Genomic DNA, 22,738 nt, shown 5'->3' on the forward strand with positions numbered 1-22,738 from the left:
AAGGATTTATTATCATGAATAGTTTAATCAGACAAAACCATGTGATTGTTCCGCGGCGTCCAGTATTTAATTTTACTGAAACCCCATGTCATTGGATTTATGATGATCCCATAGTTTCACAAATATTAAATTCAATTAACCCAATTACACCTGCACCAGAGCGTTGGTTTTGTCAGACGTTTAGAGAAGCATTGCCTTATATTAAAGATGAAAAACTGAAAGAGGCAGCTATAGCTTTTATTAAACAAGAGGGTGCTCATAGTTATGGGCACACTCTCGGAACACGGCATATAGAAGCTTTGGGTATTGATTTAAGTCGTTATACCAAGATGACGAATTGGATATTTAATGACATGATTGGTCCAAAACCATTAGGTTATGAATTGAAGCATCCACGCTTAAAGTCGATGTGGCTAACGACTCGATTAGCAATGGTGGCTGCTGCCGAGCATCTGACTGGAGTATTAGGGCATTGGGTTCTCAATGCAGAGGGATTACAACAAGCACCTGTCGATGTGGAAATGTTACGGTTATTGCAATGGCACGGGGCTGAAGAGGTTGAGCACCGTGAAGTAGCCGATGCAATGTTTAGATATTTTAGCAATAGTAATGTACTTCGAGTGGGGGCAGCGGTTTTCACGTTCCCTCTATTTATCGTTTTGGCTTATGTTGCTATCGAAAATCTAGTAGAACAAGATGCGCAATTACCACATCGTTTTCGTTTCAAAGATTATTTCCGAGCAGCTCGACAAGACCGTGTGCCTAAGGTAGACGATATAATACGTGCCTGTTTGCGATACTTTAATCCCAACCACAGCCCTTTAAATGAAGGGTCAACTGAGCAAGCCTTAACTTTTTTATCTACAATAAAAGAACTTAACTAAATAAAAGCTTATACGAATATTGCTTCTTTTAGGCTCAGAAATAATGAATAAGACCTTTTAATTCATCTTATTCATGGTCTATAGCCGCCATATGAGCGGCTATATAATCTTCGAACTCTTGCGTAATCTAGATAATATTTGAGCTATGTACCTTATTCATCAAATTGTAAAACAACTTTCCCTTTTGCTCGTCCAGTATTTACATATTGGAGCGCTTCTTTAATTTGAATAAAGTCATAGGTTTGGTCAACTACGGGTTTAATTTTTCCAGCTTCTAGCAGTTCAGTAATTTTTGAGAGCTGTTGACCATTTGGCTGCATAAATAAAAATGTATAAGTAATGCCGCGTTTTTTTGCTTTATGTCGAATTGACCAGCTTAACATCGGAATAACACATTTTAGGAACCAGTTCGGATTAATTGCCTCTGCAAAAGCATGGTCAGGTGGTCCTGAAATACTAATAAGACGTCCACCACGTTTAAGAACGTTCAGTGATTTTTCTAAGGTTTTCCCGCCTTGTGTATCTAAGACTACGTCGTAATCTTTAAGTTCTTGCTCAAAGTCCATTGTTTTATAGTCAATGATGATGTCAGCACCTAGCTCTTTCACCCAACCACTGTTTTTGGCACTAGTTGTGGTCGCAACCGTAGCGCCAAGTGATTTGGCAAGTTGAATTGCAATTGAACCTACACCACCTGAACCTGCATGAATAAGCACTTTTTGACCAGCTTTAACTTTTGCAATTTCAACTAGTGCTTGCCACGAAGTTAAGGCAACTAATGGTAGGGCTGCCGCCTGTTCCATTGAAATATTTTGCGGTTTCAGTGCAAGTGAAGACTGTTGAACCACAGTATATTCAGCAAAAGCGCCGTTTAAATCTGTCTTGGCATAGACTTCATCTCCAGCTTTAAACTGGGTAACCTTCGATCCAACTTCTACGACTGTACCTGCAAAATCATTGCCTAATATGAAAGGAAACTTCACTGGGAGAATTGCTTTAAATTCACCCTCTAAAACTCTTAAGTCGAGAGGGTTAATGCTGGCTGCATGAACTTTAACAAGCACGGCATCTTCGGTTAGAGAAGGTTTGGGCTGTTCATCGAACTGTATATCATCAATATTGCCATAACGGCTAATGTAGGCTGCTTTCATTTGAAACCTCTATTTCTCGAAATTATTTTTAAAGTTTTATAGGCTTGGGTTTGTTCTAAACTTTCAAGCTACGGTGAATTAATTTGTCAAAGATCTTTGCAGGTGCAAATCGTCTTAACGCTTTTAAGCTTTTTGCAGTTTTTCCTGCTGTGTAGCGTGGTACGACCTGTTGGCTTTGAATGACGGTTAAAATTGTATTGGCAACCACACTCGGGTCATCTGACTTATTAATTGAATTAATCATTTGTTTATGTAGCTTTTCACGAGTTTGATCGTAAAAAGAAATTTTATTATCTGCTTCGAGTAAGTTTACTCCCAAAGAAGTATTAGTGTAAGCAGGTTCAATAAGTGACACACGAATGCCTTGAGATCTTAATTCGTGATCTAAAGATTCAGAGTAGCCTTCAAGTGCATGTTTTGAAGCAGCGTAAAGTGCACCAAAAGGCAGAGGTAAAAGCCCAAGAATTGAACTGATATTTAAGATCAATCCTGAGTGTTTCTGGCGCATATGTGGAATCACAGCACGAGTCATTCGAACCGCACCAAAAAAATTGGTATCAAAAATAGCCTGTGCTTGCTGCATTGAACTTTCTTCGGCACCAGCAGGTGCTATTGCAAACCCAGCATTATTAATTAAGACATCAATTTTTCCTTCGGTCGCTATTACTTTCTCAACGGCTTGGGCAACTGAATCATCTTGATTTACGTCTAACTCAATAAGATGAAATTTGTATTTTGATGAATCTTTTGCTTGTCGGCTTGTGCCATAAACAATAAATCCAGCCTCATGTAAAAGGTTTGCTGTTGCTAAACCAATACCAGAAGATGCACCTGTAATTAGAACTACTTTACCAGTCATACCATTTTTTCCAATTTGAAGGTGTTCGCTATTCAGTTTCACCTTGATATTTTCATCATAATCTAAAAACAAAATAGTTACTACTAAAATGATAGTTACTTTTATCGAATTTATTTCTAGTTTTTATTGGCTCATACGATTTTCAAACCAATTTCAAAATTAATAGAGAAAGAAATTGAATACAAAAAATAAAAGCTCTGCAAATCATTCACTAACCTTAAAGCTCAATGTTGATGAGACTTTATTTACTTATGGTGAATTTGGAAAAAAAGAAGGCACACCAATTATTCTGCTAAATCATTTTAGTGCTGTAATTGATGATTGGGATCCTAGTGCCATTGATGGGATTGCTAAAGAAAAGTGGGGCATCATCTTTGACAATCGGAGTGTTGGCGGTTCACAAAGAAAAACTCCAGCTACTGTTCAAGCAATGGCTGATGATGCGATTGAATTTGAAACGCGTGGTTTAGTTTTATTAATTATTTACCCAGACACAGGTTACGGAGGAATATTTCAATTTCATCAAGACTTTGTGGGAAAGGTAATTCAGTTTTTAGAATAACTTCAATATTGTATAAAATGATGCCTCGGTTGACATCATTTTATATAGCTAGCTTTATACGATATTCTTTGAATTCCAGATAGTTAGAGCTTTACTCGCCGCATTTTCTGCTATTTGTGCTTCTGCACCTAATCCAACTATTAGATTAATACACATTGGAATTAGAATTTCGGTGGTTGGATTAGGGCAACTAGTAAAATGTTGCCCAAGCTCTAACATAATAAATCCATGCAGTGCACTCCATAACTGTGCCGCCATAACATCAGGGTCAATGTCTCGAATATATTTTGTTTCTATCAGATTGACACATTCTTGACGTAAGTATGAATAAGAATTTTTAAATGCTTCTGTACTTTCATTGGCTGAAGCTTCACTTCTCCGAAGTGGTGTATATCGTCCCTGAATAGACAAGCCAAACATCAAATCATAAAGATGCGGATTAGCCATAGCAAAATTTCGGCATTCTAAAGCCATTAAACACATGTTTGTCATTGGCTCGTCTGTGTTTTCTATACTTTTAAATAAACGAGCTTGTTGGGTAAATCCTTCGTCAGCTATGGCTTGCAGCAGCTCAGGCACCCCGCCAAAGTGAGTATAAACACCCATAGTGGACTGACCTGCTTCTAAAGCAACAGTTCTCGCTTTAATTTGAGAAGGACCTTGGTTTTCGATTATTCGCATTGCTGCTTCTAATAAACGTGTACGAGGACTTTTTTTTTCCATAACAAAGTTATTGCGCAATAAAAATAACATTGTTATATTAAACCATAACAATGTTATTGTTAATGCTTAGTAGCTACTAATTTCATATTTTTTCAATAAAAGTTAAGCAAAGCTGAACGGATTCTTCCAGCGAGATATCGAGCTTAGAGACATAAAATGTGGTGACTAGGATTGCATCATGAAGATACTTAAAAGTGCTGTTTTGTCAGCAGTAGCAATAAGTTTAGCGGCCTGTAGTCATTATTCTCAGTCGTTAAATATAAGTAATAGCAAGGCTAATGTTAGTCAAATAAAGAAGGGTTCTGAAATGATTAATAGTGAAATACAGAGAAAGCACATTAAATTGGAAACTCATGACAATGTGCTCATTGCTCACTTAGATGGTGGTCCTTATCAGTTAATGGGACTAGATATGGCTGAAGAGTTATCTGAACTATTAGATGACCTTGAAAAAAAGCATACCTCTGTTGAGGCAGTAATTTTTACTGGGGATCATCCAGATTATTTTATTGCCCATGCTGATGTCCGTTGGTTGCAAGAAGGTGGAGCTAGTATTCCAAAGCTGGGGCTAAAAACTTCTTCTTTGGTAGCACGTACATCTAAAAGTATTCGAGGAGTTCCAGGCTTAGAGCAGTTAGCGGAACTTACCCCTTTAGATGGTGGTATGCAATTAGATAAATTGCATGAAACTTTTTTACGAATGAATAGAAGTGGTGTGATTTTTATCGCAGCATTAAATGGCTCTGCTCTGGGTTTGGGTAGCGAGTTTGCACAAGCCTGTGACATCAGAATTATGGCTGATGGCAATTATGTGATTGGCCAACCTGAAGTCTTACTGGGTATTAATCCAGGTGGTGGTGGTACTCAGCGATTAACGAGATTAGTGGGAACTCATCGAGCGTTAATGATGATGCTTGAAGGAAAACCTGTATCTCCAAAAGTTGCGTTAGAAATTGGCTATGTAGATGAAGTCGTGCCTAAAGATCAGTTGATCGATAAAGCTTTAGAGCGAGCAATTTATTTGAGTAAACGTCCTAAAACAGCACGCGCTGCAATTAAGCGTGCGGCATATTTTGGTGGGTCGGAAACATTAGAAGAAGGTCTGCATAGAGAGCGAACTGAATTTATTCATATATCCCCAACAGAGACAGCACAAAAGCTCATGAAAGGCTATTTAGAGCAAACCGATCAACGTAAAAAATTACCTTTCTATAATGCTGAAGTATTTCAAGAAACTTTAAAGAGTGGCTCACTTCCATTAGCGTCTGAAGGAAATAAAAAATGAATAAAAATCAAGTAAATGTTTCTAAATATCAGGTCATTAAAGAAGATATTCGTTTTGATTCAGGTGAAACTTATTGTTCTGCATGGCTATTTTTACCTAAAGGGGTAACAAAACCTCCTGTAGTTGTGCTTGGGCATGGTATCGGTGCAATCCGAGAAATGAGATTAGATGCTTTCGCAGAACGTTTTGCCCAAGCGGGTATTGCTGCTTTAGCCTTTACCTATCGATATCTTGGCGACAGTGGTGGTGAACCTCGTCAACTCATGTCTGTAAATCGCCAATTAGATGATTGGGAAGCAGCTTTAAAATTTGTAAAAAGCTATCCGTCGCTTGATGGTGAGCGTGTAGGAATTTGGGGAAGTTCTTTCGGTGGAGGGCATGCAATTACTATTGCGAGCAGACATCCAGAACTTAAAGCTGCAATTGCACAGTGTCCGTTCACAGATGGTTTAGCTTCAGCGTCTGCACTAGGCTTAAAAGATACCTTAAAAGTAATTCCAGTCGTAGCCAAAGATTTATTTGCAAAACTATTTGGATTGCCGCCAGTCATGGTGCCAATTGCAGCTCCTCCGGGGCAGCCCGCTCTTATGAACGCTCATGATGCGTTAGAGGGGTATCTAGCATTAATGCCAGAAGGTGTCGAATTCGTAAATTACTTAACCGCAAGAATTATTCCAGAAATTCTAAGATATCGACCTGGATTAGTCGCTTCTAAAATCCAAAGCCCAATACTCTTTTGTGTAAGTGATACCGATACAGTTACACCAGCAGGTCAAACTTTAAAACTCGTTAAACATGCTCCACGTGGGGTTATTAAACGTTATGAAGCAGGGCATTTTGATTTTTATACAGGTGAGGCTTTTGAGCAATTGGTTAACGATCAAACTCAATTCCTTAAGCAAAATTTCAATTAACTTGCTGTGATTTCATCTAGATTTGTAAAGGAACTACTATGCAATTTACTATGCTTTCTAAATTAAGGGCAGAGGAAGCCCCAAATGCTCACTGCATTTCTGACTCGAACATTTCTTTAACTAATTATGAGTTTCATAAAGCTGTTCTTCGAGCAGCTGGCACAATGGATAGCCAAGGTATTTGTGAGGGTGACGTTGTCGCACTTATGCTACCAAATCAAGTTGAATTTGTTGTTGCCATGTTTGCCGCATGGTATTTAGGAGCGGCTATAACTCCAATTAATCCTATGCTTACGCACAAAGAAGCAAATCATCAGTTAAAGGATTCAGGAGCAAAACTACTCATCAATTTAACAGGTGAGAAAATTGATAATAATGTCTCTTCAACAGCTGTAACTATGCTCAAGCATGGTGATGAGTTTCAACATGCCCCAGTTGTTAATCCTGAGGCATTGGCTTTATTAATATATACAAGTGGTACAACGGGTTTACCAAAAGGAGTCATGTTAGATCATTCAAATATTGTGGCTATGACAGAAATGGGGCGTGAGGGATTACAAATATCTGAAAAAGACCACTGCCTTTTGATTTTACCTTTATTCCACGTCAATGGAATTGTTGTGAGTATTCTTGTTCCTCTTGCTTCTGGTGGCCGTGTAACCATCCGTCAAAGATTTGATATAGAAACTTTCTTTACTGATATAGAGCATTTGCGCCCAACATATTTTTCAGCAGTGCCTACTATTTACGCAATGTTATATGCCTTGCCTAAAGAGGTTGTGCCAGACGTATCTAGTTTACGTTATGGAGTTTGTGGAGCTGCGCCTGCTTCAGCTGATTTACTCGTTAATTTTGAAAAGCGATATGGTTTTCCAATTGTAGAAGCATATGGCTTATCGGAAGGTACGTGTGGCTCTACATTAAATCCAGTGAATGGTATCAGAAAAGCTGGAACGGTAGGGCTGCCATTACCCGGTCAAAAAATAGCTATAGCTGATTTTAATGGAAGACATTTATCTGTAGGTGAAATCGGGGAAGTGTTGATTCGAGGTAAAAACGTTATGCGGGGTTATCTGAATAAACCAGAAGAAACAGCCAAAACGGTTGTAAATGGTTGGCTACACACAGGTGATATAGGTCGAATTGACGATGAGGGATATCTTTCAATCGTTGGGCGATTAAAAGAAATGATTATTCGTGGGGGCGAAAATATTTATCCAAAAGAAATTGAAGATACATTGCTCGAAGTATCCGAAGTTTTTGAAGCGGCTGTGATTGGTGTTTCTGATGAAAAATGGGGGGAAGTAGTTTGGGCGTTTATATCCCTTAAGCCTAATGCCGAATGTTCAATTGATCAAATAAATCAGTATTGTAAGCAGCATTTGACTCGTTATAAGCAACCAGAAAAAGTGATTGTTCTTCCGACTCTTCCTAAAAATGCAGTTGGTAAAATTGATAAACCTAAGCTTCGTGGGCTATATCAAGTTCAGGGAGCATAAAATGTCGAAATTACTAAATATCGTCATGCATCTAAAAAATGGGTTGTCCAAAAGATAACAAGCTAGAGTGAGGAATTATTATGCGAAACACTTCTTCTGACAGCCCATTATTTGATTACGACTGGGTGGTTATAGGTTCTGGTTTTGGTGGTAGCGTTTCTGCCTTACGCTTAGCTGAAAAAGGCTATCGAGTTGCCGTATTAGAGCGTGGAAAACGCTATAAAGATGAGGACTTGCCTAAATCGACTTGGCAGCTCAGTAAATTTTTATGGGTACCTTCAATTGGATGGAAAGGAATCATGCGAATGAAGATTTTTCGCCATGTTTTTTTTCCTAGTCAATCTGCTGTTGGTGGTGGTAGTACGGTTTATGGTGGAGTTCTCTATCGGGCTAGACCAGAGTTCTTCAAAAATCCTCAGTGGAATCATCTTAGTGATGATTGGCAACAGGTTTTAACGCCATTTTACGATAAAGCCGAATATATGCTGGGCGTAGAGACAATTAAATTTGATTCCACAAATCAAAATATTGCAAAAGAAATGGCAGCTCATTTTGGTTGTAGTGATGGATTTAAGCGTGCACCGACAGGTATTTTCTTTGGGGAGCCAGACAAAAAAGTGCCTGATCCTTATTTTGGAGGTGAAGGTCCAGAGCGTACAGGATGTATTCGCTGTGGAGCATGTATGGTTGGTTGTCGAGTCGGAGCAGTAAACTCATTAAGTAAAAACTATTTATGGTTTGCTGAAAAGAAAGGTGTTCAAATTTTACCAGAACATCAAGTCACTGATATTAAACCTTTAAATGCATCAGATGGAAGTGATGGCTATCGCGTTACAGTTCAAACAAAAGGGCTGTTCTTTACTAAAAAAATTACGTTTACGACTAAAGGTGTCGTGTTTGCAGGAGGCGCACTGGGAACCAATGAATTATTAGCCAATTGTAAATTGAATGGTTCACTACCGAATATCAGCAATAAATTAGGACAATTGGTGCGTACCAATAGTGAATCTGTGCTTAATGTAAGATTGCCCAAAGATCTAAAAACGTGGAATGACGTCACTGCAAGTAGCAGCGTACATATTGATCAAAACACACATATTGAGTTTTTGACCTATGGGCGACATGCGGACTTTATGAGTTTGATGTATACCGTTTTAGTGGGTAACGGAAATCGATTAACACGGCCACTCAAATGGTTGTGGCAAATTGTGCGGCATCCGGCACAATGGCTGAAAACAGTGTCACCTATTGGGTGGAGTCAGCACATGATTACGTTGTTGGTAATGCAATCTCTAGATAACTCAATCCAATTTTTACCTAAAAAGCGTTGGTTTGGTTCTGGATATAAATTAATTACTAAGCAGAATAGTGATAAGCCAAATCCAACATATATTGATATTGCCAATCAGGCTGCACAGTGGGTAGCTGATTATACAGGTGGTGTTGCACAGAGTAATATTTTAGAAGCAATAGCTGATATACCGACGACAGCACATGTTTTAGGTGGGGCTGTCATTGGAAAAGATGCTGCTCACGGTGTGATTGATCATAATTTACAAATATTTGGATATAAAAACTTATTGGTTTGTGATGGATCAGCAATGCCAGCAAATCCTGGGGTAAATCCAGCTTTAACAATTACTGCTTTAGCTGAATATGCAATGTCTAAAGTAATAGAACCCTAGAGATATCCAACCTTTAAGTCTTGAACTGTTGATCAGTAATTTTAAGGGCTGTTTTGTGTATAAACACGAAGCAGTCCTTTTTTATTTCATTTAATTTTTACAAGAAATTCAAGTAAATAATAGTTAGTACTAAAAAGATAGTGACAAAGGGGGTTTATCAATATATAGTTAATATTAAATCGATACCTACTCTGTTTTTATCTTTTCTCTCTTTGAAAGATCACTCATAAAAACAGATGAATCAGATCAATGAATTAAATTTGAGGATCAGAGAAATGAATTTTTTATTAAATACAGTTGCTATGAGTTTGACGGCGATATCTATTTTTAGTGCTCCATTAACTCAGGCCGAGACTGTGGAATCACTCTCTTTTAGCACCCCCTTAACTAAGGCGAATGAAGTGTCAAAAAACAGTGTTATCAATCAGCAAGCCGGTCAAAATCCCCAACTCAATACAAATTGGACAAATGTCCCAACTCAATTTATTAGTGCAGGTGGCGTTAACTTCGCTTATCGAGAATATGGTCAACAAAACGGTGGAACGCCTGTCATTTTTTTAAACCATTTAGCTGCTGTACTAGATAACTGGGATCCACGAATTATTGATGGAATTGCGGCAAAACATCATGTTGTTGTGTTTGATAATCGCGGCGTTGGTGCTTCGACTGGTGAACCAGCAAAGTCAATTGAACAAATGGCAGATGATGCGATTACTTTCATTCAAGCAAAAGGCTTTAAACAGGTTGATTTATTTGGCTTTTCGATGGGCGGCATGATTTCACAAGAGATTGTGCTAAAACAGCCGAATTTGGTTAGAAAAATGATTTTATCGGGAACTGGCCCTGCGGGCGGTACTGGAATTAGTACAGTCGGGCGAGTTTCTAATTGGGATTTAGTTCGTGGAATGGTGACTGGTCAAGACCCTAAGGTTTATCTTTTCTTCACTCGTACAGAAAATGGTAAAGCTTCTGCAAAAGCCTTTATTCAACGTATTAATGAACGTACTGAAAACAGGGATAAAGAAATTACCATTTCTGCCTATCGTGCCCAGCTTAAAGCATTAAAAAAATGGGGAAGTAAAAAACCTGCTGACCTTTCTGTGATTCAACAACCTGTTCTTGTTGCTAACGGTGATCATGACCGAATGGTGCCAACAGTAAATACTTATGATTTAGCAAAGCGCTTACCGAATAGTTCACTTGTAATCTATCCAGATGCAGGTCATGGGGGAATATTTCAGTTTAATGAAGATTTTGTAAAACAATCACTTACATTCTTAGCTAAATAAGAACTTAAATTTAGGACTATGACCATGACAACAATTACACACCAAACAGCCGAGACCCAATTCATTGAAGTAGATGGAGCAAATTTTGCCTATCGTCGATGGGGTAATGCAAATACAGAGCAAGCACCGCTATTTTTTCTTCAGCATTTCCGAGGTGGTTTAGACAATTGGGATCCACTGATTACTGATGGTTTAGCGCAAGGGCGTGAAGTCATTTTGTTTAACGGTCGCGGCATTGCTTCATCTACTGGCCAGCCCCGTACTCGCATTGAAGATATGGCAGACGACGCGGCAGCAGTCATTCGTGCATTAGGTTTAAAGCAGGTTGACCTATTAGGCTTTTCACTGGGCGGGTTTCAGGCACAAGATTTAGTACGCCGCCATCCTGAACTCGTCAGAAAACTAATGCTTTTAGGTACGGGACCAAGAGGTGGCAAACCACGCGGTGATGACCCAGAAGTAGCTGCATTGGTATTGAAACATGCAACAACTGCTGTGCCATCTGAAGAAGACTTCCTCTTTTTATTTTTTGGCCGATCTGAAGCCGCTATTCAGGCGGGGCATGAATTTTGGCAACGTCGCCATGAGCGTAAAAACCAAGATCCAGCAAGTTCAGTTGAAGTCATGCAGGCACAGATAGAAGCCAATATGCATTTTTTACCTAAACTTGATGAACAAGATCCTTTTGCACATTTACGTGAGATTAAACAACCTACTTTCATTTTAAATGGTGTCGATGATGTGATGATTCCGACCATCAATGCATATCACATGGCACTTAACATTCCAAACGCTCAGCTATTTATTTATCCCGATGCAGGACATGGTGCCCAATTTCAGTACCCTGAACGCTTCGTAAAACATGCAATACAGTTTTTAGATGAATAATACCTATGAGTTCGGTCCATTCAATTTGATGAATCAAGAAGATAAAAATGATGAAATTTAAATTATTGCTGTGGATGCTGACCAAGCTCATGCAGCGTGCTGTAAAAAAGAACCCGAAATGCGCAGCTTATGTGAAAGATAAAAATGTCATCTTTCAGATTCAAACAGCAAGTGGTGAAGGCCGCTATTTCGAAGTGAAAAATGGCAAGATTAACTCTTACTCGGGGCTAACCAAGTCACCAAGTTTTACCTTTACGTTTAAAACGGGTAGCAAAGGGTTTGCAGTGTTGTCAGCCAAAGACAGTGTGAACACTTTTTTAACTGCACTTAGAACACAAGACCTTGTCATTACCGGAAATTTTGTGGATGTGATGTGGTTTCAAAGTTTAGTGGACTTTATTCAACCCCATTCAAAACCCTCTTTAACTGTGTGAGATAAGCCATGACTCATCTGCAATTAAAAACGAATCTTTTGAATCAGCCTTTAACTTTACCGAATGGTGTCATCATTCCAAACCGGTTAGCGAAGGCTGCAACCAGTGAAACTTTAGCCAGCTATTCAAATAATCCAAACGAAAAACATGTTCGGCTATATCAGCGTTGGGCCGCATCAGGGATTGGGATGATCATAACTGGCAACATTATGATTGACCGCAAAGCCTTAGGTGAGGCTGGTAATGTAGTGGTTGAGGATGAACGTGATTTTGCAATTTTACAGAAATGGGCAAAAACCGTGACCGAACAAGGTTCTCAATTATGGGCACAGTTAAATCATCCGGGAAAACAATCACCGAAAGGATTAAATGTACGGAATATTTCTGCATCGGCAGTGCCATTTGGTGCAGAAATGCAGTCTTTATTTGCAACACCTGATGAAGCAACACACGAAGAGATTTTAGAAATTATTCAGCGTTTTGGGCGTAGCGCTGCGATATGTAAAAAGGCTGGCTTTAGTGGAGTTGAGATTCACGCTGCGCATGGTTATCTGATTAACCAGTTTTTGTCACCTTTGCACAATTTAAGAAATGATGAGTGGGGTGGTACACCAGAAAAACGTCGCCGTTTCTTAATGGAAGTTTATGCAGAGATCCGAAAACAAGTCGGTAAAGAGTTTCCTATTGCGATTAAGCTTAACTCGGCAGACTTTCAAAAAGGCGGGTTTACCGAGCAAGATTCTTTAGAAACCATTCAGGCATTAGCGAATGCAGGCATTGACCTGATTGAAATATCGGGTGGTACTTACGAATCTGGTGTAGCCAAAGCTCCACAAAAAGCATCGACAATCGCACGCGAAGCTTTCTTTATTGATTTCGCAGAAAAAGTGAGATTACTCGTAAAAACGCCGTTGATGGTAACAGGTGGATTCCGAACTGTAGAAGGTATGGATCAAGCTTTGCAGTCCCATGCATGTGATGTCATTGGAATTGCAAGACTTATGGCAATTGAACCTGATGTACCCAAATCTTTACTGGCAGGAAAAAATGGTTTTCAGTCAGTGCAACCCATCAAAACTGGCATCAAAAAAATTGATAGTCTGGGGATTATGGAAGTACTTTGGTATACCCAACAACTCAAACGGATTGGTAAAGGTAAAGAGCCGAAACCTAAGGAAAGTGGGTTATGGGCATTTATTAAATCAGTTTTACTCAGTGGTTGGGGAACTTATGCCACCCAACGTAGCCGAGCAAAATAACCCATTTACTTTACATCAGGCCAATAAAAAGCACTCCAATTGAGTGCTTTTATATTTAAATCATTCATTACTTTTGACTGATCGGGCGAGTACCAATTTCGGCTCCCGTCACTTGGTCAATTACAATAGGTTTGATTTCAGTGCCTTGTTCTGCATCAATGAAAGTTACCATTTTCTCAGGTTGCTCAAAGGGTTTATATTTTCGACCCCATGCACCAATCACAAATAAAGCTGGTAAAAAATCTTTACCTGCTTGAGTTAATACATACTCTTCACGTGGTGGGTGTTCAGAATATTGTCTTTTTTCGAGTAAGCCTTCTTCTACTAAAACAGATAACCGTTTTGTTAGCATGGTTGGTGCAATACCTAAGCTTTTACGGAACTGATCAAAACGAGTGAAACCCGCATGAGCATCTCGTAATATCAACATGCTCCACGCATCACCTAGTACAGAAAGGCTTCTGGCGATTGGGCAGACTTCTAGATTGCTATTTTTACTCATATCGAATTAATAAACTCAATAGTAACTACTAAAACAATACTAACACAAAGTAGCGAATTAAGCGAGTTTGAATGCTAAATATACAATAATAACTCTATGTCCCGAGTCAATTTTGAACTATGTCTGCACTAGGCTGACTTTCTAATAACTTGGATAAATTATTTTCAAGCCAAGTAGTTAAATCAAAAAGTCGTTCGGAAGCCTCGCGTCCAAAGTCAGTTAATTGATAATCTACGCGAGGCGGTATTTCCGCATAATCCTGACGTACGATAAAACCATCGTGCTCAAGCGTTTTTAGGGTTTGTGCCAACATCTTTTCACTAATGCCATCAATAATTTTCTTTAACTCATTAAAACGCAGACGTTGATCTCGAAGTGCAACTAAAATCAAGACACTCCAACGGCTCGTGAGAGTTAATAAAATTTTTCGAGAGGGACAATCTGCTGCAAAAACGTATCCTTTCATCGCGTACCACCTTCATTACAAAAGTTTACATTTGTTTCTAAACTTACTTTTAGGTAAGTACTTACTTTTAGTAAGTTAAGGTACTACGATGATTGGAATATATCAACTACATCAGATGGAGATCATCATGCGTATTGCAGTTACTGGTGCATCAGGTCAACTCGGCCAATTGGTTATTTCTCAATTACTCGAACGGACTGACGCAAAAAATATTGTCGCATTAGTTCGCAATCCAGAAAAAGCATCAGATTTAAGCTCAAAAGGGATCGAAGTGCGTGCTTTTGATTATGGCCATGACGCAGATAAACTTTCGGTTCAATTGGCTGGTATTGATAAGCTTTTATTAATCTCATCGAGTGAAGTTGGTCAACGTACAGTACAACACCAAAATGTGATTAATGCGGCAAAACTTGCAGACGTAAAATTTATTGTTTACACGAGTTTATTAAATGCAGATACATCACCACTTCTATTAGCACAAGAACATGTTGAAACTGAACAATATTTAAAAAAATCGGATATCCCATATACGCTATTACGTAATAACTGGTACAGCGAAAACTATGCAATGGGGCTTGCACAAGCAGTTGAGCATGGCAAAATTTTTGGGGCAACCCATCACGGCAAAATTGCTTCTGCTTCACGCTTAGACTATGCGACTGCTGCCGCTGTGGTATTAACGCAAGACGGACATGAAAATAAAATTTATGAATTAGCAGGCGATGCGAGTTATACCCTTGACGATGTTGCAAAATGGGCAAGTGAAATTAGCAAAAAAGAAGTCATTTACCAAGACCTACCAGAAGAGGAATATAAAGCGCTCTTGATACAATTGGGCATACCAGAAGGGTTTGCTGGCATCTTGGCAGATTCAGATGAAGGCGTATCTAAAGGTGGTTTGTATAGTGATAGCAAAGATCTGCACCAGTTAATTGGTCGTGCCACTACAAGTATGCAAGAGACGATTAAAGAATTCTTATCTTAAGTTAACGCTATAGTTCTTATCTAAAAGCAAAAAGGCTTAAATTGTTCGGATTTAGGCCTTTTGTATATTTTAATAAATAGGTTTCCTATCATTAATATGCAAAGTAAGTTGACCCGATCAGATTTTTTCCTGATGTATAGCGTAACTTTGATTGAATTGCTGTTACTGCTTCTTCTACCATTTCTACTTCTGTTTATTTTTACTTAAGTTTTTTCTTAATTGTGTAATTAAATGAAAAACAATAATTAATTAAATAATTTATAGCCAATTTCACATTGACACCTTAATTTTTGAAGATTACCATTTGCGGGCTGGCCTACATTGCCAGTCGGTTTTGACGGACCGTTATTTGAACCACATCAGGATTATTTCTTCTGAGGAATAGTTTTGTGTGCACACCTCGTTCCCTCCCGTAGCGGTAGGACGGGAGTGGGACACTTTCGAGTGTGCTGGAGTTCAAACCAGTCCGTCAACCTGCTTCCGTTCTGCCACCATAATTTATAATGTTTCGGCAGAACTCCCAAAAGAAGGAGTTGGCTATGCACATTCATAAATTATTGGCAGTTACTGTCAAAATCTATCTCGACACAACTTAAATCAATTTAAAGCAGTTTGATGAGCTATAGGCTTATCGGACTTTAATTCGTCACGTCTAAAACTTAGCAACAATAAAACTTGAGATGTGCCAAGCACAGTCTTTACGGCTTTGCTGTGCCTTTTTTTCTCCCAGAAAAGGCACAGGCTTTTTAATCTCTTTTAGAAACAACAAGAATTTATAACGGTAAAACTATGCCAACTTTAGAAACATCTTCCAAAAAATTACACGTTATTCATACCGCAATAGAGCTGTTTAATATTTATGGATTCCACAATGCGGGCGTGGACTTGATTGCCAAAGAATCCAAAATTCCTAAAGCTACTTTTTACAACTACTTTCACTCAAAAGAACGCCTCATTGAAAAGTGCATATCTTTTCAAAAAAGCCGACTGAAAGAAGAAGTGCTAGCAATTATTTACTCAAGTCGTTACCGAACCTCAAGCGATAAACTCAAAGAGATTATTGTTTTACATGTCAATTTTAATAGTCTGTACTATCTATTGCTTAAAGCTATTTTTGAAATTAAAAAGATTTACTCTCAGGCCTACCAAATGGCAATTGAGTATAGGAAATGGCTACTTCGAGAACTTTTTGATCTGGTTTTTAGTTTAGAGAACAGCACACTAAAACCCGATACCAATATGGTTTTAAACTTAATTGATGGTTTGATGTTCCAGATTTTAAGCTCAAATCGTTTAGAGGAGAGGGATGTAGTGGTGGATTACTTTTTTAATACAATCAGTTAAAATTAATAAATTAAGTGAAATGAAAAAGATAAATCTTTTCTTAAAATATATTAAGATACTTTAATTGAGTAAGTTATGACAGATAAGACAGTAAAAGAGTTAGCAATTAGTGTGGGCAGTACAGTTGAGAAACTTTTAGAGCAAATTATGGGGGCGGGGTTACCTCAACGTATGCCTGAAGATGTAATCACAACTGAAGATCAAGATAAGTTAGTCACTTATTTAAAAAAAATGAATCCTATAGATAATAAATCTTCAAAGATAGTATTGAAGAGAAGAATAAATAATACAGCAACAGTATCAACTATTAAAGGAACTCCTAAAAATATAAATGTTGAAGTAAGAAAAAAACAAACATTTACAAAATTGGAAAAAGATATTGAAGAAGAGAATCTTCAATTAAGAAATCAATATTATCAGAGGTTGCGAGACTCAGTAATTAACAAAATATTGAATTTTTTAGCTTTAAATAATTGTTTTATAAGTTATGAAGTTTTAATAAAAAGATTGGATTTTGATAAAGATATTAATATAACAAAAATAGACTTTTCAAAATTAAATTTAAAAACTTTGAATAATATAAGTGATTTTAATTTGACTGAGGTAACTGAGCTAAATTTAAGCGGAAACAATATAAAAGAAATTATAATTTTCTCCAGAATGCCAAAAATTCTAAGATTAAATTTAATGGGGAACCCAATAGAAAAACTCGTTATTAATTCTGATTTACCTGATTGTAATTTTTTAAAAGAGCTTGAGACTAGCTATATCAAATTATTGGATTTAAGTTTAAATAATTTTACTGAATTTAAAATTAATAAAGAATTCCATGATTTAGAAAAATTAATTTTAAATTCAAATAAATGTAATATTGAAGAAGTTTTAATTTTATCTGAATTTTCGAAAATAAAAGAATTGAATTTCAGTCATTCAAATATAAAAAGGTTTAGTGTTGTTAAGAAATTGCCAGCAAGTCTGTTAGTTTTGAATATAAGTAATAATAATATAAATTATCTAAAATTGCCGCATGAAATTTTTAATAAAAAATATGATGGGTCATATATAGATATTTTGCTTGATAAAAACTCTTTTCCAGACTTAATTTTATCTGCCTTAAAAAAGCCAACTCAAGAGGAAAGATACAAAGAACTGAGAGATATATTTTTTGATGTTATAGTAGTTAATAGAGTTAAATTGATATTTTTAGGTAATACAGGAATAGGTAAAACAACTTTATATAAAATCCTTAAAAAGGGGGAGGTTGATTACATAAATAATAATTGCAATAGTACTGAAGGTATAAATATCTTTAATTATAATTTTACTTCAGGGGATAATAAGAAAATAGAAGTTATGGGATATGATTTTGGTGGGCAAGATTACTATCATAATACTCACTATAGTCACTTTTCCTCAAATGCACTGTATATTCTTTTGTGGGGGAATGGTCAATATATATATCATCGCTCATACTTTGATAGATTGAATTCTATTGGCGAGAGTAAAAGAGAGATTACATACCCATTAAATTATTGGTTAGGTAGTGTTTCATATTTTAAAAGAAAAGATGATTCTTTAAACAATTTGAATTTTGATCAAGAAAGCAATAATAATTTAAAACTACACTTAATTCAAAATCCAAAAGAAAGTAGTTATTTTGAGCTAGATAGAGTAAGTTTAAAGAAAAAGTATAATTTTATTAATGGTTTTCATGATTTTTGTGCTTTGTCAGATAAAGATTTTCGTAAGTACCGAAATGAATTGAAAAAGAAAATTAATTTTATAATAGACAACTACTCTACTCAGCAAACATATCCTAAAATTTTAGCTGAAGTTGAAAAAGAAATAAATGAAATAGCTGAAAAAACAGATGATGTTATTATCTCAGTTGAAAAAATTAGAAAAATTTTCCTTGAAGTAAATGAGAGAATAGGATGGGATGGAAATTTTGAACAAATTATGGAGTGGTTAAATGTTACTATGAGCTTATATTGGATTTCTAAGAATAAGTTAAGTAATTTTGCATTATCTAATAAATTAAAAATTAAAAAATTAGAAAATTACAATTTCATTCGTGATTTAATTCTTAATTATAATAGTGAAAATTCTTATAAAAAATATCAGTATAATTTTCTATTGTCAAAGGGGAGTAATTTTCTTTCTGATAATGAAAAAAATATTTTAAATCAATATGCAGTAATTAATTTGTCACGAGTTAATGATGTAATACATGATTTTTTGGTTTCGGAAACATATCATGAAAATAGAGAAGGATACTATGATAAAGAAACTCTTTTTTCAGTATGGGGTAATGATAAAGAAGATATATTCTTAGAATATATCTCTGCTTTTATGTTATATAATAAAATTTGGTTTGAGGCCCCAGATAAAGAAGATGGTCAAAAAGTATTTATTGCACCAAATTATTTAAAGGATAATTTGTCTCTAGCGGAAGAAATTTTTTTAGATTCATTTGATTATCCTATTATTGAATACAGATTTGAAGATTTTTATCATGTTAATATATTTACTGAAGTTTTAGTTCGATTTAAGAAAAATCTTATTAGTAAAAAATCCTTAAAATCTATTGATTATTTACTTTGGAAAAATAAAGCAATTTTATTTGAAAAATTGGAAAATGTAAATGACTGTAATTTAGAGTCTATTAAGATAAAAAAACAGCCTTTACTTTATTTAGAATTTGATTTGGGTGAGATACTTGATTTTGATTCTAAGATAAAAATTGATGATAATGAGGAAGTAAAAAAACCTGCTATTCGTATTAGTACTTATAATAAAAATAAATTCTCCGCAAGCCATTCTTTTGTTGGGGAAGTAATTAAATTTTTAGATGATCAATTAGCTGGGTATAACTATAAAAAGTTTGCTCTAGCACCAAACCAAATTGATTATATTGATGTGGATAATATAAATGATAATTTATTAAACTATAATGGTAAACCCACAGGCTTATTTAGTTATAATAATAGAGTTTATCGTTCAGCAGATTTTAGCTTATTCACTAATAAAGAACTCGCAATGAGAAAAATTTTTATATCTCACTCTACTGAGGATTATCAAGAGGTACAAGATTTTATTACTCACTTAAGTCCTTTAAAGAGAGAGGGATTAATTGATCATTGGCATTGTAGCCAACTTGTAGCTGGAGATACATGGGATTCTTCTATTCAAGAAAAACTTTGGGAGAGCGATATTATTTGTATGTTAATTAGTCCAAATTGGCTTGCAAATGAATATATTTTTAATAAAGAATTAAGTGTAGCTATTGAAAGAAAAGAGCAATTTAAAAGGTTTTCTCAAGGAAAAGACATTGTTATTTTTCCTATAATAATTAAACCTTGCTTATGGGGGCGTATCAATAGCTTATCTGCATTCCAAGCTGCTCCCCAAAAAGCTATGGAAGTAAGTGAGTATGCAGATAAAAACAAAGCATGGAATGATGTTGTAAGAAAATTAATTGATGTTTTAAATAGAATGGATAATCCAGAGTATACTCCTGAAATAGGAGGAAAACTAGGTAAACTTTATATTGACCAATATCAAGGGAAATTAACAGGTCATAATTAAGTTAAATCTATGTATAACTATAAAGCCATTTAAAGTGGCTTTATAGTTATATTGCATGGGTAGTCAAAAATTTCTGGATTTTCCTTACTTAAAGCTTTTTGCCATTTTGGTTGATTTTCTTTGAGCCATTTATTTAAATCAGGCTCTTGCTCAATACTATGCTTTACAGCTTTTACATAAGTTGGGTTATTAACAAACTTACTCATTAAACATAAAGTATTTAAAGCAACAGGTCTTACAGACTTTTCAAGTTTTGACTCTGCACTTGCTTGGTCATCATATCTTTTTAATAAACCAAGCTTAAATAAAGCATCATCGTACAATTGTTTGGTTAAAGCAGTAGGGACTTCTTTTGGTGCTAAAGCATAAGTACCTGCATCAAGATTGAATACAGTAGGTAAAAAGGTAGCTTGAATATCTAGTTCTTCTTGTGGGGTTGGCTTAGCACTACAAGCAGTAGTAAAAATTGGCAAAAGGCAAATTAATAAATATTTCTTCATTCTAGAAGATTCCTTCGATTTCGTCAGGATATAATCCCTGAGCAGCTAAGGTTTTTAACATAGTAGGATTGTAGTCTTGGTTAAAGTTTTGTCGATACATCTTTCTATTAATTTGTGTAGCATAACCATTTTTCCGTGAAATCATATGTGCCCCAGTCATGATATCGTCAATCCGTAAATCATCGATAGCACCTTTTAGACCAACTAAATCTTCAATCGCAAAAGATGTTCCAAATCGGGTAGTGAAAGCATTACTTTGGAAAACTGCCATTAAAACAGCTGCATCTTTTTCATAATGTTTTCTTAAATAATTTTGAAACTTTACATACATTCCAGTATGAAAGCCCGTAGAAATTAAAACGTCTTCGTTTAATTTGGCAATGTCATATTCCATGCCAAATCGTACTGCCAATAAAAACTCTAATTTATTCCTTCTTTCTACATATTCCCATTGTTGTAAAGACATCATGAAGGTGTAAGGCATCGCAATTGGTCGATCAAACTGTAAATAACAGAACGGCTTAGGAACATTACAGCTTTCAACTTTAGAAGGATAGCCGTCCCAAGCTTTGCTATTAGGGGGAATATTCTTAGTAATTGGCTGATTACCCATAATTCTTACTCCAAAGGTGGCATTGGTTCTGAAAGATCTAAGGTTTCGATTTTGACTTGTTCAGGTTTTACGCCAGTCACAGTAAGTTCCGTTTTTCCTGCTTTATTAGTTTTACCTTCTATCTGTTCACCATTCGGAAGAGTAAGAATATATGGAAAATCGGTTAATGGTTTGCCTGTATTCGGATCTTTAAATTTGAAAATGACACTATTTTCTTTTTCTGTATTTTGAACCAAGCTATCGTTTGTTGTAGAGCTCCCAGATCCGCTTGAACTGCCTTGATCACGAACTAATAAATTCTGACTTGGTAAGAAGGTTGCACCACAGCTAGTTTTATCACCAGCGACAATTATTGCACGACCATTAATCACAACAAGCGGGCTACTTGAGAGAGCGGTGACAGTAACTTTACATTTAGGGCAAAAATGAGTCATGCCCTCGACATGGGCGGCCTTACCATCAATTAAATATGTACTATCTCCAGTACTAACTATACCACCGTGATCAGTGGTATTGCCGATAACAATTGCTGGTTTCATTTATTAACTCCTAAGCTAATTATCTATTTTTTTATGTATTTTTCTTTGCAATCGTAATTTTGGATTGCTACTTTTAAGTTGGGTAAAAATTTTGGCTTGCCAAGGCCGAAGAAGAAAACTTGTTACTCCTGCGATTATAAAAACGACTATAACAATGCAGACATAATATAAAAAAGCAATAGGTTCACCATTTTTAAATTCTCTTGAACTAAATAAGATGTCTAATAAAAAATAGGCACTATAACAATAAATAGCAATCCATAAACATAATGGAATCCATACTACCCAGAAACTTATCTTTTTTTTCAGAATATATCTGTCTCCTGATTTTTCAATATATTTATCAAGTTTTGGAGAATAAAGTCTTTTGGCTCGCTTAGGTTCTTCACGTGTAAATAAAAATCTTAAAGTAAAAATATCTGTCAAATTGATTTGGAAATAACGGTTTAAAAGAGCCAATTCTTTAAGTAAGTTAGCTTGCAAAGCGTAGGGTTTATTCTTGGTTTGCTCTAAACCTAAATTTTCAAAGTTTATTAGTTCATTCAAAACTTTAATATCTTCTTCAGTTGGATTTTGACTAGAAAAAAGTTTAGAAAAAAATAGTGAAAAAAGCTTAATAATACCTAACTTCTCTAAAACAGAAAGAAGCATTGAAATACCTACAATAATCGTAAATGCGATTATAAGATTTTTCTTTATGTCTTCAGGTAAACCGAGTCTATCTAAAATCTCTAAAAAGCCACTTGTCTGATTTGCCATATCTAAAAAT

At 36.0% G+C, this 22,738-nt stretch carries 22 protein-coding genes; 13 read left to right on the forward strand and 9 right to left on the reverse strand.

All coding sequences use genetic code 11. From position 1 onward, the window contains the following. The first annotated feature begins 14 nt into the window (after positions 1-14). Positions 15-884, forward strand: coding sequence for a metal-dependent hydrolase (locus tag I7H67_RS15320; protein WP_198308234.1), 870 nt, complete (start codon positions 15-17; stop codon positions 882-884). A 152-nt stretch (positions 885-1,036) separates the two neighbouring features. On the opposite strand, the gene I7H67_RS15325 is transcribed toward I7H67_RS15320, so the two are convergent. Together I7H67_RS15325 and I7H67_RS15330 are read right to left on the reverse strand one after the other, a co-directional pair. After that, a complete protein-coding gene (locus tag I7H67_RS15325) occupies positions 1,037-2,035 on the reverse strand; it encodes an NADP-dependent oxidoreductase (protein ID WP_198308235.1) in 999 nt (332 codons plus the stop codon). A gap of 55 nt (positions 2,036-2,090) precedes the next feature. Beyond that, positions 2,091-2,894: an oxidoreductase gene (locus I7H67_RS15330; RefSeq protein WP_151988268.1), complete on the reverse strand. Its 804-nt coding sequence runs from the start codon at positions 2,892-2,894 to the stop codon at positions 2,091-2,093. A gap of 175 nt (positions 2,895-3,069) precedes the next feature. Here I7H67_RS15330 and I7H67_RS15335 point away from each other — a divergent pair, with 175 nt between their 5' ends. Next, complete coding sequence (locus tag I7H67_RS15335) at positions 3,070-3,456, forward strand: alpha/beta fold hydrolase (RefSeq protein ID WP_198308236.1); 387 nt, start codon at positions 3,070-3,072, stop codon at positions 3,454-3,456. Between the two features lie 54 nt (positions 3,457-3,510). On the opposite strand, the gene I7H67_RS15340 is transcribed toward I7H67_RS15335, so the two are convergent. After that, positions 3,511-4,209, reverse strand: coding sequence for a TetR/AcrR family transcriptional regulator (locus tag I7H67_RS15340; protein WP_151988267.1), 699 nt, complete (start codon positions 4,207-4,209; stop codon positions 3,511-3,513). A gap of 148 nt (positions 4,210-4,357) precedes the next feature. Between I7H67_RS15340 and I7H67_RS15345 the strand changes: the two genes are divergently transcribed. The 8 genes from I7H67_RS15345 to I7H67_RS15380 all read left to right on the forward strand — a co-directional run bounded on the left by I7H67_RS15345 (position 4,358) and on the right by I7H67_RS15380 (position 13,432). Next, complete coding sequence (locus tag I7H67_RS15345) at positions 4,358-5,464, forward strand: enoyl-CoA hydratase/isomerase family protein (RefSeq protein WP_198308237.1); 1,107 nt, start codon at positions 4,358-4,360, stop codon at positions 5,462-5,464. Next, positions 5,461-6,378 carry an alpha/beta hydrolase gene (locus tag I7H67_RS15350; RefSeq protein ID WP_198308238.1) on the forward strand — a complete coding sequence of 306 codons (918 nt, stop codon included), beginning with the start codon at positions 5,461-5,463 and terminating at the stop codon, positions 6,376-6,378. Before I7H67_RS15345 ends, I7H67_RS15350 begins: the two co-directional genes overlap by 4 nt. Before the next feature lie 38 nt (positions 6,379-6,416). Further along, a complete protein-coding gene (locus I7H67_RS15355) occupies positions 6,417-7,877 on the forward strand; it encodes a class I adenylate-forming enzyme family protein (protein ID WP_198308239.1) in 1,461 nt (486 codons plus the stop codon). Between the two features lie 80 nt (positions 7,878-7,957). Further along, entirely contained in the window at positions 7,958-9,562 is a 1,605-nt protein-coding gene (locus I7H67_RS15360) for a GMC oxidoreductase (protein ID WP_198308240.1), read from the forward strand. A 275-nt stretch (positions 9,563-9,837) separates the two neighbouring features. Then, complete coding sequence (locus I7H67_RS15365; protein WP_080027185.1) at positions 9,838-10,851, forward strand: alpha/beta fold hydrolase; 1,014 nt, start codon at positions 9,838-9,840, stop codon at positions 10,849-10,851. A 24-nt stretch (positions 10,852-10,875) separates the two neighbouring features. Then, complete coding sequence (locus I7H67_RS15370) at positions 10,876-11,739, forward strand: alpha/beta fold hydrolase (protein ID WP_013197762.1); 864 nt, start codon at positions 10,876-10,878, stop codon at positions 11,737-11,739. A gap of 47 nt (positions 11,740-11,786) precedes the next feature. Next, positions 11,787-12,173, forward strand: a complete 387-nt coding sequence (locus I7H67_RS15375; protein ID WP_198308241.1) for a helicase — start codon at positions 11,787-11,789, stop codon at positions 12,171-12,173. A gap of 8 nt (positions 12,174-12,181) precedes the next feature. After that, positions 12,182-13,432, forward strand: coding sequence for an NADH:flavin oxidoreductase/NADH oxidase family protein (locus I7H67_RS15380; protein WP_151768045.1), 1,251 nt, complete (start codon positions 12,182-12,184; stop codon positions 13,430-13,432). A 67-nt stretch (positions 13,433-13,499) separates the two neighbouring features. On the opposite strand, the gene I7H67_RS15385 is transcribed toward I7H67_RS15380, so the two are convergent. Further along, positions 13,500-13,934, reverse strand: coding sequence for a winged helix-turn-helix transcriptional regulator (locus I7H67_RS15385; protein WP_005305679.1), 435 nt, complete (start codon positions 13,932-13,934; stop codon positions 13,500-13,502). A 106-nt stretch (positions 13,935-14,040) separates the two neighbouring features. Further along, a complete protein-coding gene (locus I7H67_RS15390) occupies positions 14,041-14,400 on the reverse strand; it encodes a winged helix-turn-helix transcriptional regulator (RefSeq protein ID WP_003651924.1) in 360 nt (119 codons plus the stop codon). Between the two features lie 127 nt (positions 14,401-14,527). Here I7H67_RS15390 and I7H67_RS15395 point away from each other — a divergent pair, with 127 nt between their 5' ends. The 3 genes from I7H67_RS15395 (at position 14,528) to I7H67_RS15405 (ending at position 20,317) form a co-directional block, all read left to right on the forward strand. Next, positions 14,528-15,385 (forward strand): SDR family oxidoreductase, encoded by an 858-nt coding sequence (locus tag I7H67_RS15395; protein ID WP_198308242.1) that lies wholly within the window; start codon positions 14,528-14,530, stop codon positions 15,383-15,385. A 789-nt stretch (positions 15,386-16,174) separates the two neighbouring features. Then, positions 16,175-16,729: a TetR/AcrR family transcriptional regulator gene (locus tag I7H67_RS15400; protein ID WP_198308243.1), complete on the forward strand. Its 555-nt coding sequence runs from the start codon at positions 16,175-16,177 to the stop codon at positions 16,727-16,729. A gap of 75 nt (positions 16,730-16,804) precedes the next feature. Beyond that, positions 16,805-20,317: a translation initiation factor IF-2 associated domain-containing protein gene (locus I7H67_RS15405; protein WP_198308244.1), complete on the forward strand. Its 3,513-nt coding sequence runs from the start codon at positions 16,805-16,807 to the stop codon at positions 20,315-20,317. 29 nt (positions 20,318-20,346) lie between these two features. Here the strand turns inward: I7H67_RS15405 and I7H67_RS15410 are convergent, their stop codons facing one another. Genes I7H67_RS15410 through I7H67_RS15425 form a run of 4 tightly spaced genes read right to left on the reverse strand, consistent with a single transcriptional unit; the run spans position 20,347 to position 22,728 of the window. Continuing rightward, positions 20,347-20,817, reverse strand: coding sequence for a hypothetical protein (locus I7H67_RS15410; protein WP_198308245.1), 471 nt, complete (start codon positions 20,815-20,817; stop codon positions 20,347-20,349). A gap of 1 nt (position 20,818) precedes the next feature. Next, a complete protein-coding gene (locus I7H67_RS15415) occupies positions 20,819-21,430 on the reverse strand; it encodes a hypothetical protein (RefSeq protein ID WP_014206866.1) in 612 nt (203 codons plus the stop codon). 5 nt (positions 21,431-21,435) lie between these two features. Continuing rightward, entirely contained in the window at positions 21,436-21,969 is a 534-nt protein-coding gene (locus I7H67_RS15420; RefSeq protein ID WP_014206865.1) for a PAAR domain-containing protein, read from the reverse strand. 15 nt (positions 21,970-21,984) lie between these two features. Further along, positions 21,985-22,728, reverse strand: a complete 744-nt coding sequence (locus tag I7H67_RS15425; protein WP_198308246.1) for a hypothetical protein — start codon at positions 22,726-22,728, stop codon at positions 21,985-21,987. Between the last annotated feature and the right edge of the window lie 10 nt (positions 22,729-22,738).

Source organism: Acinetobacter sp. ACIN00229 (assembly GCF_016106645.1).
Taxonomy (GTDB): Bacteria; Pseudomonadota; Gammaproteobacteria; order Pseudomonadales; family Moraxellaceae; genus Acinetobacter; species Acinetobacter oleivorans.

Excerpts from the sequence above, each read along its gene's own strand:
- I7H67_RS15330 (WP_151988268.1), bottom strand. The coding sequence starts at position 2,894 with ATGACTGGTAAAGTAGTTCTAATTACAGGTGCATCTTCTGGTATTGGT.
- I7H67_RS15400 (WP_198308243.1), top strand. The coding sequence starts at position 16,175 with ATGCCAACTTTAGAAACATCTTCCAAAAAATTACACGTTATTCATACC.
- I7H67_RS15350 (WP_198308238.1), top strand. The coding sequence starts at position 5,461 with ATGAATAAAAATCAAGTAAATGTTTCTAAATATCAGGTCATTAAAGAA.
- I7H67_RS15395 (WP_198308242.1), top strand. The coding sequence starts at position 14,528 with ATGCGTATTGCAGTTACTGGTGCATCAGGTCAACTCGGCCAATTGGTT.
- I7H67_RS15355 (WP_198308239.1), top strand. The coding sequence starts at position 6,417 with ATGCAATTTACTATGCTTTCTAAATTAAGGGCAGAGGAAGCCCCAAAT.
- I7H67_RS15415 (WP_014206866.1), bottom strand. The coding sequence starts at position 21,430 with ATGGGTAATCAGCCAATTACTAAGAATATTCCCCCTAATAGCAAAGCT.
- I7H67_RS15425 (WP_198308246.1), bottom strand. The coding sequence starts at position 22,728 with ATGGCAAATCAGACAAGTGGCTTTTTAGAGATTTTAGATAGACTCGGT.
- I7H67_RS15375 (WP_198308241.1), top strand. The coding sequence starts at position 11,787 with ATGATGAAATTTAAATTATTGCTGTGGATGCTGACCAAGCTCATGCAG.
- I7H67_RS15405 (WP_198308244.1), top strand. The coding sequence starts at position 16,805 with ATGACAGATAAGACAGTAAAAGAGTTAGCAATTAGTGTGGGCAGTACA.
- I7H67_RS15370 (WP_013197762.1), top strand. The coding sequence starts at position 10,876 with ATGACAACAATTACACACCAAACAGCCGAGACCCAATTCATTGAAGTA.
- I7H67_RS15410 (WP_198308245.1), bottom strand. The coding sequence starts at position 20,817 with ATGAAGAAATATTTATTAATTTGCCTTTTGCCAATTTTTACTACTGCT.
- I7H67_RS15420 (WP_014206865.1), bottom strand. The coding sequence starts at position 21,969 with ATGAAACCAGCAATTGTTATCGGCAATACCACTGATCACGGTGGTATA.
- I7H67_RS15320 (WP_198308234.1), top strand. The coding sequence starts at position 15 with ATGAATAGTTTAATCAGACAAAACCATGTGATTGTTCCGCGGCGTCCA.
- I7H67_RS15325 (WP_198308235.1), bottom strand. The coding sequence starts at position 2,035 with ATGAAAGCAGCCTACATTAGCCGTTATGGCAATATTGATGATATACAG.
- I7H67_RS15365 (WP_080027185.1), top strand. The coding sequence starts at position 9,838 with ATGAATTTTTTATTAAATACAGTTGCTATGAGTTTGACGGCGATATCT.
- I7H67_RS15380 (WP_151768045.1), top strand. The coding sequence starts at position 12,182 with ATGACTCATCTGCAATTAAAAACGAATCTTTTGAATCAGCCTTTAACT.
- I7H67_RS15345 (WP_198308237.1), top strand. The coding sequence starts at position 4,358 with ATGAAGATACTTAAAAGTGCTGTTTTGTCAGCAGTAGCAATAAGTTTA.
- I7H67_RS15340 (WP_151988267.1), bottom strand. The coding sequence starts at position 4,209 with ATGTTATTTTTATTGCGCAATAACTTTGTTATGGAAAAAAAAAGTCCT.
- I7H67_RS15385 (WP_005305679.1), bottom strand. The coding sequence starts at position 13,934 with ATGAGTAAAAATAGCAATCTAGAAGTCTGCCCAATCGCCAGAAGCCTT.
- I7H67_RS15360 (WP_198308240.1), top strand. The coding sequence starts at position 7,958 with ATGCGAAACACTTCTTCTGACAGCCCATTATTTGATTACGACTGGGTG.
- I7H67_RS15390 (WP_003651924.1), bottom strand. The coding sequence starts at position 14,400 with ATGAAAGGATACGTTTTTGCAGCAGATTGTCCCTCTCGAAAAATTTTA.